At 49.2% G+C, this 13,126-nt stretch carries 12 protein-coding genes; 5 read left to right on the top strand and 7 right to left on the bottom strand.

The window, feature by feature from the left end:
- Positions 1–482 precede the first annotated feature (482 nt).
- Positions 483–1,856, top strand: a complete 1,374-nt coding sequence (locus tag ACX1C1_RS11755; RefSeq protein WP_458952756.1) for an IS110 family RNA-guided transposase — start codon at positions 483–485, stop codon at positions 1,854–1,856.
- A gap of 429 nt (positions 1,857–2,285) precedes the next feature.
- Here ACX1C1_RS11755 and ACX1C1_RS11750 read toward each other — a convergent pair whose 3' ends face one another.
- From ACX1C1_RS11750 to ACX1C1_RS11740, 3 genes are all read right to left on the bottom strand, one after another.
- Positions 2,286–4,172 (bottom strand): ABC transporter ATP-binding protein, encoded by a 1,887-nt coding sequence (locus tag ACX1C1_RS11750; RefSeq protein WP_458957259.1) that lies wholly within the window; start codon positions 4,170–4,172, stop codon positions 2,286–2,288.
- Complete coding sequence (locus tag ACX1C1_RS11745) at positions 4,169–5,902, bottom strand: ABC transporter ATP-binding protein (RefSeq protein ID WP_458957258.1); 1,734 nt, start codon at positions 5,900–5,902, stop codon at positions 4,169–4,171. Before ACX1C1_RS11745 ends, ACX1C1_RS11750 begins: the two co-directional genes overlap by 4 nt.
- Positions 5,903–6,185: 283 nt before the next feature.
- Positions 6,186–6,386, bottom strand: a complete 201-nt coding sequence (locus tag ACX1C1_RS11740) for a twin-arginine translocase TatA/TatE family subunit (RefSeq protein WP_458957257.1) — start codon at positions 6,384–6,386, stop codon at positions 6,186–6,188.
- 553 nt (positions 6,387–6,939) lie between these two features.
- Between ACX1C1_RS11740 and ACX1C1_RS11735 the strand changes: the two genes are divergently transcribed.
- Positions 6,940–7,185, top strand: a complete 246-nt coding sequence (locus ACX1C1_RS11735; RefSeq protein WP_458957256.1) for a MerR family transcriptional regulator — start codon at positions 6,940–6,942, stop codon at positions 7,183–7,185.
- An 18-nt stretch (positions 7,186–7,203) separates the two neighbouring features.
- A complete protein-coding gene (gene tatC / locus ACX1C1_RS11730; RefSeq protein ID WP_458957255.1) occupies positions 7,204–7,944 on the top strand; it encodes a twin-arginine translocase subunit TatC in 741 nt (246 codons plus the stop codon).
- Between the two features lie 153 nt (positions 7,945–8,097).
- Here tatC (ACX1C1_RS11730) and ACX1C1_RS11725 read toward each other — a convergent pair whose 3' ends face one another.
- From ACX1C1_RS11725 to ACX1C1_RS11715, 3 genes are all read right to left on the bottom strand, one after another.
- Positions 8,098–8,298, bottom strand: a complete 201-nt coding sequence (locus ACX1C1_RS11725) for a twin-arginine translocase TatA/TatE family subunit (protein ID WP_458957254.1) — start codon at positions 8,296–8,298, stop codon at positions 8,098–8,100.
- Positions 8,299–8,365: 67 nt separating this feature from the next.
- The gene (locus tag ACX1C1_RS11720; protein WP_458957253.1) at positions 8,366–8,923 is read right to left on the bottom strand and encodes a RidA family protein; all 558 of its coding nucleotides are present in this window, start codon (positions 8,921–8,923) and stop codon (positions 8,366–8,368) included.
- A 77-nt stretch (positions 8,924–9,000) separates the two neighbouring features.
- Positions 9,001–10,605 carry a flavin monoamine oxidase family protein gene (locus ACX1C1_RS11715; protein ID WP_458957252.1) on the bottom strand — a complete coding sequence of 535 codons (1,605 nt, stop codon included), beginning with the start codon at positions 10,603–10,605 and terminating at the stop codon, positions 9,001–9,003.
- Positions 10,606–10,954: 349 nt separating this feature from the next.
- On the opposite strand from ACX1C1_RS11715, the gene ACX1C1_RS11710 reads away from it, so the two are divergent.
- Positions 10,955–11,200: a MerR family transcriptional regulator gene (locus tag ACX1C1_RS11710; RefSeq protein ID WP_458957251.1), complete on the top strand. Its 246-nt coding sequence runs from the start codon at positions 10,955–10,957 to the stop codon at positions 11,198–11,200.
- An 18-nt stretch (positions 11,201–11,218) separates the two neighbouring features.
- The gene (gene tatC, locus ACX1C1_RS11705; RefSeq protein WP_458957250.1) at positions 11,219–11,962 is read left to right on the top strand and encodes a twin-arginine translocase subunit TatC; all 744 of its coding nucleotides are present in this window, start codon (positions 11,219–11,221) and stop codon (positions 11,960–11,962) included.
- 70 nt (positions 11,963–12,032) lie between these two features.
- Here tatC (ACX1C1_RS11705) and ACX1C1_RS11700 read toward each other — a convergent pair whose 3' ends face one another.
- Positions 12,033–13,115, bottom strand: coding sequence for a threonine aldolase family protein (locus ACX1C1_RS11700; RefSeq protein ID WP_458957249.1), 1,083 nt, complete (start codon positions 13,113–13,115; stop codon positions 12,033–12,035).
- Between the last annotated feature and the right edge of the window lie 11 nt (positions 13,116–13,126).

The following is a 13,126-nucleotide window of genomic DNA, read 5'->3' as shown; positions in this document are numbered from 1 at the left end:
ATAACAATAATCTCACATCATTACGCCGTATTTACATGACATACAACCCCACTTCCTCCTTCTCCGTTATTAGACGAGACAAGGTGAAACGGCTATCGCCGTCTTTGGCGGCGCAGCGCGTTTCATTCCGAGAATTCTAAGCTCAGATAAGATGCAAAAACTTATAAATTCTTAGAATTCAAGGTGAAACGGCTATCGCCATCTTTGGCGGCGCAGCGCGTTTCATTCCGAGAATTCTAAGCTCAGATAAGATGCAAAAACTTATAAATTCTTAGAATTCAAGGTGAAACGGCTATCGCCGTCTTTGGCGGCGCAGCGCGTTTCATTCCGAGAATTCTAAGCTCAGATAAGATGCAAAAACTTATAAATTCTGGCGTGTAATATACTCCTTTTATAAAGGAAAATCCCCAGCGACTATCGAAGAAAGAAGCACCTGACGAAGAGCTTCAATCTAACCACCCACCACAGGAGGTTGAAGTCACATGGGGAAATCCCAACATATTCAAGGCTTAAAGGGAACAAAGTTCAGTCAACAACTGCGAGGTGTTAACCTGGAGCAAGTACTCATCGTAGCGATCGATGCGGCAAAGCTCCACCAAAAAGCACTCATATGCAATTATTTCGGCGACGTGATTGAGAAACCCTTCTTTTTTTCCGTCAGTCAATCCGGAATGAAACTCCTATACGACACGATTGAAAGAGCCATTCGAGACACGGAAGCCGTACGCTTGTTTCTTGGCATTGAAGCAACCGGCCACTACTACGAGGACATTGTCAGACAGATGACCATGCATGGGTACCACGTTCAAATTCTCAACGCCTACACGACCTCTGAAGAGCGTGCCAGCGCTCTTAGTTGGTGCAAAACCGATGACCTCGACCTCGTCGCCATTGCTCACGCCATTCGTAACAATAAAGCGACGGAGTATCGTTTAACGGAAGGCCTGCAAAGACAGTTGCGCGTCCTAACTCGTGCAAAGCGCTCAGAAATTCGCAAGCGTTCTAGCCTTCGTATGGAGATCCGAAACATCCTGGATATCGTCTGGCGAGAGTATCAAGGTTACGCCGAACACCAGAATGGAAGAGCTAAGAAAATAAAAGTGTTTAGCGACTTGTGGGGGAAAGCATCTCTCTACTTCATGGAGTACTACCCGCACCCCGCTCTCGTTTTGCAACTTGGTGAGATGGGGCTACGGAAGCTTTCCGTTCAGCACAACTTGAAGTTGCGTACGAACGCAATCGGCAAGCTGCTTCATGTGGCAAAGGAATCACTTGCCTCAGACGTGCAGACGCTCCGTCCCGAGCTCATGGTGCTACGTATGAAGCTACAGGACCTCCGCGCCTTCGATGCCAAAATCAATACGCTGGACAATGAGATTGAAAACCTGTTGCTTCAGACCGACGGTAGCTTACTCCTTACGGTTCCTGGACTCGGCGTATCCTTGGCGGCAGAGCTCTACGCGGAGATCGGTAATGTCTTGGATTATCAGCATGCCGGGCAACTCATCAAGAAGGCCGGTACCAATCCGATCGTCAAGCAGTCAGGCGGCGGCGCGGGCTCTTATCGCAAAATCTCCAAGCAGGGCAATACTCACTTACGCTATGTCACTTATCTAGCTGGGCGGAGCCTCTGCTTGCATAATGAGGACCTGAAGCCGTTTTACGAACGTCTCAGAAGCCGAGGCAAGCACGAACGCGCAACCTTTGTAGCAATGGGCAACAAGATGCTTAAGATCGCTTTTGCCATGTTACGCGATAAGCAGCCGTTCCATTCCTCCAAGCCAGCTTATCGGCTCGTGCAGGAAATCAACAAAAAGCTCGCCTTTAATTGCATGATCACATCAAGCGCTGCCTAGATACAAAGAAAAATGATGAAGTCGGTATGTCTGGGACCGAGGGAAGATCGGATCAAATTCTGGAGGCCCAGACCTCGTACTAAAGCGTTATCCACCTCGTCCTGTCAATGCGAATTGTACGTTAGAACAGCTATCTGCACTCAGCCAGATTGCATACAGGATTGAAACGAGGCTATTTCTTCAGATTCGAGACATACCGCTTTCGTCCACCGCTTTTCGTCAGTTGGTAACCCTATTTTTAAAATTCTACAGGTTAGGTGTGTTTGGGGTGCTCTAAAGTCCGTAAAAAGTAGTTGACATAGTACGCTTAGAATTCAAAAAAAAACCTCTAATGCGATCGCATTAGAGGTTAGAGACTAGAGGTTTAGCTCGTTTGGAAATTGATTCGCTCGTTAAACGTTGCTAATAACGAGTTGCTTACCTTTACTTTCAGCTCACAGAAGGAATAGTCGGCGTCGAAGCAAACTGGCTATTGTACAGATCGGCGTAGAAGCCGCCTTGCGACAACAGCTCCTCATGTGTGCCCTGTTCGATAACAGATCCATCCTTCATCACCAGGATGAGATCCGCATCCCGGATCGTCGATAGACGATGGGCGATAACAAAGCTCGTTCGACCGGACATCAGATGATTCATCGCCTGCTGAATCTGAATCTCCGTACGTGTATCGACGCTGCTCGTCGCTTCGTCCAGAATAAGAATGGCCGGATTCGCCAGAATTGCCCGCGCAATGGTCAGCAGCTGCTTCTGTCCCTGAGATATATTCGACGCTTCTTCATTCAGCACCGTGTCGTATCCGTCTGGCAATGTCCGGATAAAATGATCGGCATGTGCCGCTTGGGCAGCTTCGATGACTTCCGCCTCCGTCGCACCAAGACGGCCATACGCGATATTATCCCGGATTGTGCCATTGAATAGCCATGTATCCTGCAGCACCATACCAAACATGCTTCGAAGTTGACCGCGCTGCAGCTCTCGGATATCCTTTCCATCAATCTGGATCGTGCCGTCACCAACCTCGTAGAACCTCATCAACAAATTAACGAGCGTCGTCTTACCTGCTCCCGTCGGCCCGACGATCGCAACGGTCTGTCCGCTCCTGACAGCAATGTTCATATTCTCGATAAGCGGCTTCTCCGGATTATATCCGAAGTTTACACCGCGGAATTCTACATCTCCGCGAGGTCTCTCAACCGCTGCGCGGCCTGCAGCATCCGGCGATTCTTCACTCTCGTCAAGCAGTTCGAATACACGTTCTGCTGATGCGAGCGTCGACTGAATAATGTTAGCGATATTCGCCGTTTGTGTAATTGGCATCGTGAATTGGCGCGCGTATTGGATAAAGGCCTGAATGTCGCCAACCGTTATACTCCGCTGCGTCACAAGAATACCACCCACAACGCAGATACACACATAACCAATGTTTCCGATCAAGTTCATAACCGGCATGATTATGCCAGAAATAAATTGCGCCCTCCAGCTGGAGTCATACAGCTTGTCATTCATCTCTTCGAACTGACGAATCGATTCCTTCTCACGACCGAACGCCTTTACGATCGTATGTCCCGTATACATCTCTTCAACGTGACCATTAAGGGCTCCAAGCTGGGCTTGTTGATTCTTGAAATGGACCTGGGAACGCTTTGCAATCATTCCGATCGCCACGAAACTGAGCGGCAGCGTCAGAATCAGAATCAATGTGAGCAGCGGACTGATCGTCAGCATCATGATGATGACGCCGACAAGCGTCACGATGGACGTGATAAGCTGCGTCAAGCTTTGTTGCAGCGTGTTGCTGATATTATCTACGTCATTGACGACTCGACTCAGAATATCACCGTTCGAGCGCGAATCATAAAATTTGAGCGGCAGCCTGCCGAGCTTGTCATTCACTTCGTTCCGCAGGCGGAATACGACCTTCTGAGCAACTCCGGCCATCATATATTGCTGGACGAAAGCGAACAGCGCGCTGATCACATATAGTGCAGCTAGAAGACCGAGAATTTGAATGATCCCGTCAAAATCGATCGGCGACTTCGTCACGATCCCCGTAAACAACTTATCCGTCGCTCCACCTAATATCTTAGGACTGAGAATCGAGAATACGGTGCTAAGAATCGCGGCTGCCAGCACAGCGATTAATGTCCACCTGAACGGCTTCAGATAACCCGACAGACGTTTCAACGAACCTTTAAAGTCCCGCGCCTTCTGGCCCGGGGCGCCCATCATCCCCGGTCCGGGACCAAAGCCCATCGGACGCCCTGGGGGAGGACCTCCACTGCGAGCGCCTGCACCGCCTTTTCTTTCATTGCTCATGCGCTCTCCTCCTCCGACAGCTGCGAGGAAACGATCTCGCGATATACATGACTGGATTTCATCAATTCTTGATGCGTTCCGATCCCCGAAATACGTCCTTCATCGAGCACGATAATTCGATCCGCGTCCATAACGGTACTCACCCGCTGGGCAACGATAATAACCGCCGCATCTGTTGTCTCCGTTCGAAGCGCGCGGCGAAGCATCGCATCCGTCTTGTAATCAAGCGCCGAGAAGCTGTCGTCGAACAAATATACTTTGGGCTTGCGCACAAGAGCACGCGCAATCGACAATCGCTGCTTCTGACCGCCAGATACGTTGGTTCCGCCTTGAGCCAGGACGGAGTCAAAGCCCTCCGGCATCTCCGTGATAAAGTCGAGTGCTTGGGCCGTCGCTGCCGCATGGCGCACTTCATCCATCGTGGCATCATCCTTGCCGTAACGAATGTTTTCGGCAACAGTTCCCGAGAACAACACCGCTTTCTGCGGCACAAGCGCGATTTGCCCACGCAGCGTTTCCTGCTGCCACTCCCGGACATCCTTGCCGTCGATTCGCACCGAACCGCTTGCCGCATCGAAGAAACGCGGAATCATATGAATCAGCGTAGACTTGCCGGAGCCCGTGCCGCCGATAATCGCCGTCACCTCACCCGGTTCCGCCCGGAAGGAGATGCCCGACAGTGCAGGAATCTCCGCACCTGGATATCTAAAGCTGACATTATCAAATTCGACGATCCCTTTTGCGGCTTCGAGATTCGAAGTCTCGCTTGAAGCTAGATCTGTCACGGACGGCTGCAGCTCCAGCACTTCATTGATACGCACCGCAGACGCCGACGCACGCGGCACCATCACGAACATCATCGAGAACATGAGCAGCGAGAACATGATTTGCATCGCATATTGGATAAACGCCATCAGATCACCGACCCCCATCGCGCCGCTCTCAATACGCAATCCGCCGAACCATACAATAGCTATCGTAGATAGATTCATAATCAACATCATCACTGGCATCATGACCGCCATGATTTGATTGACCTTTACGGAAGTATCCATCAAATCACGATTCGCATCTACAAATCTTTTGTTCTCATGATTAGTGCGGTTGAAGGATCGGATAACGCGAATTCCCGTCAACCCTTCTCGAAGCACGAGATTAAGGCGATCAAGCTTCTTCTGAATCGCTTTGAAATAGGGCATGCCCTTCGCCGTTATGAGCCAGATCGCACCAGCTAGTACAGGCAGCGCCACCAGTAGTACCAGTGTAAGCTCAGCATCCTTGTAGAGCGCCATAATAATACCGCCGATACACATCATCGGCGCCATGACCATCATACGAAGCATCATCATTAACACTTGCTGCACCTGATTAATATCATTTGTAGTGCGTGTAATCAGCGAGGCGGTACCTATTCGATCGAATTCTTGCAGCGAAAAATGTTCGGCATGCTGAAACACCTTCCCTCTAACAATCCGACCGAAACCGGTCGCAATCTTAGAAGCGTAGAAGCTCGCCAGAATGGACACTGCCGTACCGAGCACTGTGAACAACAGCATATACCCGCCCATTCGCCAAATGTAAGGCTTATCACCTTCGATGACGCCTTTGTTCACGATGTCCGCCATCAAGGTCGGCAAGTACAACTCCGACAACGATTGAAGCAGAATCAGCGTCATAACCAGCGCGATTGCAGCCCGATAAGGCTGCAGAAACCGGAACAATCGAAGCATCTTCCTTCATCATCCTCCAGACACGATAATGACCCGTTCGAATGGAGAACGGCACTCAATATCTATCATTATTTTAGTAGTAAAATATGTACCTTCCTATTATATCTGTTCCGCTACATGAAATTCAAACGCGACTCTAACGACTCAAATAAGCTGCAGCTAATATGCCCAGAATTGCTGAAGTCAAATCATATAACGCCAAAAAGGCCGCACAACATTACCGAATCACATTCAGTAATGTTGGCAGCCAACCGGCTCACAATTACAACCTATTTCCGTTCAATTATCCTTTGCTGGCCGCTTCTTTGGGAGCTTCGACAGCCTCGTCCTTCGAATCGGAAACCAGTTCCTTCGCAGACGATTTGAATTCATGCAGCGTCCTGCCAACTGCTCGACCAAGCTCCGGCAGCTTGGATGGACCAAATATAATAAGAACAACGATCAATATCATCAACAAACCTGGGAGACCTAAATTTTGCAACATGTGAACATTACCCCTCTCCTTGTGATTGATCACTCATACCGACAAGATAACATCCAAGGATTGCGTATTTCTATTTTTTTGTAAGAAGTTCTGACATAAATATTTTTTGGCATAACAGCTCAGACTGATAAATTTCACAAATACAGACTAGCCATCTTTTTGGCATAATATTATTCTATTCATCCAAATAATAGTTCAATTGGACTATTGATATTCAATTCCAACTCTTGCTAAAATCAATTCCAAACCACCAGCAAGACATCAATATCCTCTGTTTCTTCATCTTTACCGTTTTCCTCCGTAACAACGCAGTATTCCTTTGCAATAGACTGGCATGCCAGCTCTCGCTGATCGCCTTCTACTTGCCCTTATTCAATCTAATTAGAATCAAATGAAAAGCTCTACTTTTGTTTTTGTATGTCCATTTTTTTGAAAATCCAAGAATTAATAAGTTAATTCGGTCATTCATATCGGCGTCACGTTTCTTTTTGACGTTGTTTTGTCGCAATCTTAACCTATTTGTCGATCAACGAACCAGCCAGGAGGAGAGAATATGAGCGAGAAAGTGATTAGTATCGGCATTGTCAGAGAGTTAACTGGACTATCGGAGAGACAGATCCGTTATTACGAGGATCGTCAATTAGTATTCCCCGCACGCACGACCGGAGGCGCAAGGAAGTTTTCATTCGACGATGTAGAGCGGCTCAAAGAGATAGATCGTAAGCTGCGTGACGGCTTCCATACCTATGAGCTGCGCAAGGCTCAGCTATCCTCCATCTCCCGTCCTGTCCATTCGTAGAGAGGAGCACGCTATTCTATGAAACAACCAAACCTGATGAGTTTTCTCGAACATCTGGCCCAGCTGCGCAAACAAATCATTACGATCGTTGTTGTGTTCGCGGTATGTACAGGGATCGGCATGTTTATCGCACCGCTTATCTTCGACGCCATCAAGAACGCTCCGCCAGCGGCAGACATGGAATGGAACACCTTCTCTCCGTTTGACGGCGTGCGCATCTATATGGTCATTGCAATGTCCTTCGCGATCGTACTCACCTTGCCTGTTGCATTAACCTTGATCTGGAATTTCATCAAACAAGGTCTTTACGACCACGAGCGGACCGCCACTCTACGATATATCCCTTACAGCGTACTTTGTCTTCTCGCCGGAATCGCATTTGGTTACTTTGTCGTCCTCCCGATGAGTTTCTCATTCGTAACGAATGTATCCGAGAAGCTGCATCTTACCGAAACCTTCGGCGTCACGCAATATTTTACGTTTATGATGAACATCGTCCTCCCCATCGCCCTTGCCTTCGAACTGCCTATCATCGTGATGTTCCTCACTCGCATCGGCTTACTAACACCAGATCGCCTGCGACGCTCGCGTCGTTACGCCTACCTGTTACTCGTCATTGTCTCCAACCTGCTGACGCCGCCAGATTTCGTCTCTGGTTTGATGATGCTCATCCCGCTCTCCTTGTTGTTCGAGATCAGCGTCTGGTTGTCCAAATCCGTTTATCGAAAACGCAAGCTTGCATTAGAGCTTGCCTCTTAGAACATAAATCAATGATGCGAAGCCACTCTGTCCATATTAAACAACAAAAAGGCCGCGTAACACCACTAGATAGCACCCAGCAGCGTTACGCGGCCAACCCGACCACCAGCTTCAACAACACAAGAAACTGCACTCCTGCGCAGCCGCTATATATTACCCTTTGCTAGCCGCCTCCTTAGGCGATTCGATAACATCGTCCTTCGTTTCGGAGACAAGCTCCTTTGCAGACGTCTTGAACTCATGCAGCGTCCTTCCGACCGCGCGACCAAGCTCCGGCAGCTTCGACGGACCGAATATAATTAGTACGACGACCAATATCATTAACAAACCTGGGAGCCCAATATTTTGCAACATATGAACATTGCCCCTTCCTGATCTCTATTGGTTATCAAGTATACGAAGCGCCAACCGGCCTTCCTTATTAATCCTGGTTATGAGGCGTCGGATACGCAGCAACCGCTTCGATCTCGATGAGCCAGTCGGAGCTGACGAGACTTGCAACGCCAACGGTGGAGCGTGCCGGCTTTGTCGGATTTTCTTTGGTATTAAAGAACTTCCCGTAAGCATTGAACCAGCCTGTGTAGTCAAATTTCCCTTGCTGTGCCGCATCCGGTGTCACGTAGACGCGCAGATAAACCACATCCTTCAAGGACAAGCCTTGTTCAATCAATTGTTTCTCGATATTCTTCATAATACCTTCCGCTTGTTTCTCCGTATTGCCATACCGCTCGTAGACGGTCTTGCCTTCCTTGTTGAGCAATGGAGGCACGGTGCCGCTCGTGGAGAACGTGGCCGAGCTTGCCGGAAGCGCGACCGCGCTAGCGATGGACGAGTTCGGACTTCCATAGAACTCCGGCTCATAGATCGGTGTCAGAGGCAATTTATTCGGCGTCGCCGTCGCTGCATATACAGAAACGCCAATGAAGCAGGATAAGACCGCTGTGCTTAGCAGCACTTTTACGTTACGTTTGATCGCCATATCAACAGTTCCCTCCAATTAGATAACGATATTAAATAAGGTCAATGCTTGTTAAATTAATTTAATAGAACAACAAACTACTCTTTCATGACGCGTTCGGCAATATCCGTAACAACCGCTCGCGCCGACTCAATTCCACCAGCCATCCAAGCCGTGATATAACTGATATGTTCCCCGGCCAGATACACTCTGCGATCCGGCTTGCAAAGCGTTGGATAGACTGTTTTTCGTTGGTCACCTGAGTAGGACACCCATCCACCCTCGTTGTACTTGATCTTCTTCCAATCAACGGAGAACGAAGCTTCGAATTCCTTATGATATTGCGGATGAATTTTCGCCCCTTGACTTAACGCATGTGCTTCGCGTGCCTGATATGACATTGCGCCTAACTTGTCGGCACTGCCGCCAAACGCATAATATCCGAGCAGCAGCCCCTTCTTCTCCATATATCCCGTCGGCGGGTAATAAATAGAGGAGATATCCATGTTCGTCAACGTGTTGCCGCCGTAAATTTGTTCATCTTCCTCCCAGAAGCGCCGCTTGAACTGCAAACCGATTTTGCCCGCAGAAGCGTAACCGACACTGTCGATCGCCTTCTTCATATCCGGAGAGAAGTCCGCCTTAATATTCTTGAGCACGGACAGCGGTATCGTACAGATACAATAGTCGGCTTCGACCTTCTGCACCTCTCCCGTTGCTAGATTCTTATAAGAAATCGTGACACCAGCGTCGCCTTGTTTGATCTCCATAACCTCGGAGTGGAAACGAATCTTTCCCTTGAGCCGTTTCTCGAACGCTTGCGGGATCGCATCCATGCCGCCCACGGGATGGAACATCATCATCTGTTGATCGTACCCATATTCACTGCTGAAGTAGTTGCCGAAGCCGGAATTCATGATCGCTTTCATGCTGAACGGATCCCGAATCACACCGGCATCAAGCCGAGCGCCCGGCTCGTCCTTGTAACCGCCGCGCGACGACCCTTTGTAGAACAAATCTGTGTCCAGACCGCCCTCCGAGCGCAAATAAGCAACCAGCTTCTCCTTCTCTTCTGTCGTAAGCGGCTTGTCCAGCGCATTCTGATTAACCGCTTTTGCCATCAACTCGCTGACATACCCGCGAACATCCGCCTTAGCCTCACGCTTGCGAATCTTCTTGCCGGATAACTCCCCTACGTTTTCGTTATAGTAATAAGCATGATCGTTAACATTGTTGAACGGTTCGATCGGGATACCGAACTTCCGTATATACTCCATCGTCACATGGAATTGTGGAATACGCATTGGGCCCGCATTAAGATACAATCCATTGGCGAACCGCGCCACCTGCTTCTGAGCTCCCAGCTCCGTCACAGTCGTCCCTCGGCGCACCGACCAGATCCGTCCGCCTGATCTCGCTCTCGCTTCCAGAATGGTACAATCGAATCCGGCTTGCCCCAACTCGTATGCGGCGGTCATGCCCGCGATACCCGCTCCGAGTATGACAATTTTTTTGCCGCCTCGACCGCTTAGGTTCAGAGCACTCTTGTCCGGGGGCTCATAATCTGCAGCTTTCATCGTTTCGGGAGACAATAGACCGAGCGTCCCCATTACACTAAATACTGCCGCACCTCCGCCGATCTTCCCTACCGTGCTGAGAAACTGCCGCCTTGACATTTCATTCGGCGTTTTACTTGATTCCATTTCTCTTCACTCCCATTCTTCAGCGTTCTTGTGTTTGACAACCCACACCGACAAGATAACACTTGAAGATTAAGAGATTCCATATATTTGTTAGAATACCTGACATAAATAATTTTTGACACGATAGCTCAATTTGATAAAATTCACGAATATAGGCTAATTATCCTGAATTATTATACTAATTTATACCATTTTTCTGACTAATAGTTCACCAAGACCATTGCCAACCCGTACCCACTCTTGCTAAAATCACTCCTAAACAAAGATTGTGTCATATTTTCTAACCTCAATATGTTACAAAAATCAACTATTCATTTGTCGATCAACAATTGAACCAGGAGGCGAAATTATGAGTGAAAAAGTGATGGGTATTGGCATGGTCCGAGAGTTAACCGGTTTAACAGAGAGGCAAATTCGTTATTACGAAGATCGCGAATTGATATTCCCGGCCCGCTCATCCGGAGGAGCCAGAAAGTTCTCGTTCGACGATGTAGAACGTCTCAAAGAGATAGATCGCAAGCTGCGGGACGGATTCCATACATTCGAGCTGCGCAAGTTGCAGTTGTCCACCAGCTCCCGTTCTATCAACACCTAAGAGAGGAGCTGTCAACCTATGATACAACCAACTCTAATGAGTTTCCTCGAGCACCTAGCCCAATTGCGCAAGCAGATCATTGCGATCGCTATCGTTTTCGCATTTAGTACGGGTATCGGACTTTTTGCAGCTCCGCATATATTCGAGGCAATTAAGAGCGCTCCACCGGCAGTAGATATGGAATGGAACACGTTCTCTCCGTTCGACGGCGTGCGCATTTATATGGTGATCGCCATGTCCGTCGCCATCATACTTACACTCCCCGTCGCATTAACCTTATTATGGGGTTTTATCAAAAAAGGACTTTATCCGCACGAGCGAACCGCTACACTGCGATATATTCCCTACAGCGTTCTCTGCCTCCTGGCAGGTATCGCGTTCGGTTATTTCGTTGTCCTCCCAATGAGCTTCTCATTCGTTACGAATATATCCGAGAAGCTGCATCTTACCGAAACGTACGGCGTCTCGCAATATTTCACCTTTATGTTAAACATCGTTCTCCCCATCGCCGCCGCTTTCGAGCTGCCTATCATCGTCATGTTTCTGACCCGTATCGGCGTACTCACGCCAGATCGACTGCGGCGTTCGCGCCGTTATGCCTACCTGATTCTCGTCATCGTTTCCAATCTGATCACTCCGCCAGACTTCGTCTCCGGATTGCTAATGCTTATCCCGCTCGCCTCCTTATTCGAGATTAGCGTCTGGTTGTCGAAGACCGTGTATCGAAAACGCGAGATCGCAGCAGAACAATTCGCTTCATAAAGCAAACAAACCCCCGGGAGCGTCAGCCAGCATAACAGGCTGCCTCTCCGGGGGTTGCTGCATCTCATCCTCAACGCCGTAGCTTATTATCGAGCAGCTTGAATGCTTCATTAAGAGCATCGTTCGGAATATCGCTGTACAGGTCGCCCAAGCTAACTTCGTACGAACAACTCGTCTCCCCCTTGTCTTGCAAGACTCGAGCCATGCCCACGCCACTTTCCATCGCAATCTCCGCTAGTACAGCCTCTACCTTAGCTTTCGGTGCATCAAAGTAGACATGGAACATATTCGATACCGGTACGACAGGCATCGTCCACACTCCCTCGCAGCTGTTATACATCGATGCAAGCTCGACTGCATCGCGGTGATAATGTGCCATCTTGGGCAGTCGACGCTCCATATAATAATCAGCAGCCAGAATATACGGATATAGGCTGATCAAATCACCGCCATGGCGCCTCTTCCATACTTTCGATTCCGCTGCGAATTCCGCTCGACCCGCCAGCACCGCACCTGCAATCCCGCCGATCCCCTTATACACCGACACATATACACTATCGAACAATGCACATACTTCGTTCGCCGTCTTGCCGTAATACGGAAGCACCTCAAACAATCGCGCCCCATCCAGATGGAGCTTTATCCCCCGTTCCTTGCATATCCGCGACATCTCTACCAGCTCTTCGTACGGCGGCAATTGACCGCCGATTTCCCGCTGAGGCAGCTCAATCAACACACATGCGACAACTTCTTTAAGCTCTGCGATATCCTTGAGCCGCACCGGGCGCGTAGCATCAGCGAGCAATACCGGCTCTAGGCCATGCAGCACTTTAAGTCCGTCCTTCTCGTGAATTTCCAAGTGGCATAACGGATGGTACGCCACCTTGCGGCTCCCGCTCTGATCCGCCCATATTCGTAATGCGATCTGTTGCGCCATCGTACCGCTCGGGAAGAAGACCGCCGACTCCATCCCGAGAAGCCCCGCCATCTTCGCCTCATAATCCCCGATGATTGCCCCAGTCCCATACAGATCTGCAGCTTGATCCTGATCAACGTTCTCTAGCGCCTCAACCAGCACTCGAACATCACGTTTTCCATGACCAAGCAGTGGGTACTTTGAACTTCCATACGCTTCCGACAACGATGCCACCATTACCTCTTCCT

It is taken from the genome of Paenibacillus sp. strain BS8-2, from assembly GCF_054483835.1.
The sequence above is the reverse complement of the archived record's forward strand: the minus strand, read 5'-3'. Positions and strand labels throughout refer to the sequence as shown.

Excerpts from the sequence above, each read along its gene's own strand:
- ACX1C1_RS11755 (WP_458952756.1), top strand. The coding sequence starts at position 483 with ATGGGGAAATCCCAACATATTCAAGGCTTAAAGGGAACAAAGTTCAGT.
- ACX1C1_RS11750 (WP_458957259.1), bottom strand. The coding sequence starts at position 4,172 with ATGAGCAATGAAAGAAAAGGCGGTGCAGGCGCTCGCAGTGGAGGTCCT.
- ACX1C1_RS11745 (WP_458957258.1), bottom strand. The coding sequence starts at position 5,902 with ATGCTTCGATTGTTCCGGTTTCTGCAGCCTTATCGGGCTGCAATCGCG.
- ACX1C1_RS11740 (WP_458957257.1), bottom strand. The coding sequence starts at position 6,386 with ATGTTGCAAAATTTAGGTCTCCCAGGTTTGTTGATGATATTGATCGTT.
- ACX1C1_RS11735 (WP_458957256.1), top strand. The coding sequence starts at position 6,940 with ATGAGCGAGAAAGTGATTAGTATCGGCATTGTCAGAGAGTTAACTGGA.
- tatC (WP_458957255.1), top strand. The coding sequence starts at position 7,204 with ATGAAACAACCAAACCTGATGAGTTTTCTCGAACATCTGGCCCAGCTG.
- ACX1C1_RS11725 (WP_458957254.1), bottom strand. The coding sequence starts at position 8,298 with ATGTTGCAAAATATTGGGCTCCCAGGTTTGTTAATGATATTGGTCGTC.
- ACX1C1_RS11720 (WP_458957253.1), bottom strand. The coding sequence starts at position 8,923 with ATGGCGATCAAACGTAACGTAAAAGTGCTGCTAAGCACAGCGGTCTTA.
- ACX1C1_RS11715 (WP_458957252.1), bottom strand. The coding sequence starts at position 10,605 with ATGGAATCAAGTAAAACGCCGAATGAAATGTCAAGGCGGCAGTTTCTC.
- ACX1C1_RS11710 (WP_458957251.1), top strand. The coding sequence starts at position 10,955 with ATGAGTGAAAAAGTGATGGGTATTGGCATGGTCCGAGAGTTAACCGGT.
- tatC (WP_458957250.1), top strand. The coding sequence starts at position 11,219 with ATGATACAACCAACTCTAATGAGTTTCCTCGAGCACCTAGCCCAATTG.
- ACX1C1_RS11700 (WP_458957249.1), bottom strand. The coding sequence starts at position 13,115 with ATGGTGGCATCGTTGTCGGAAGCGTATGGAAGTTCAAAGTACCCACTG.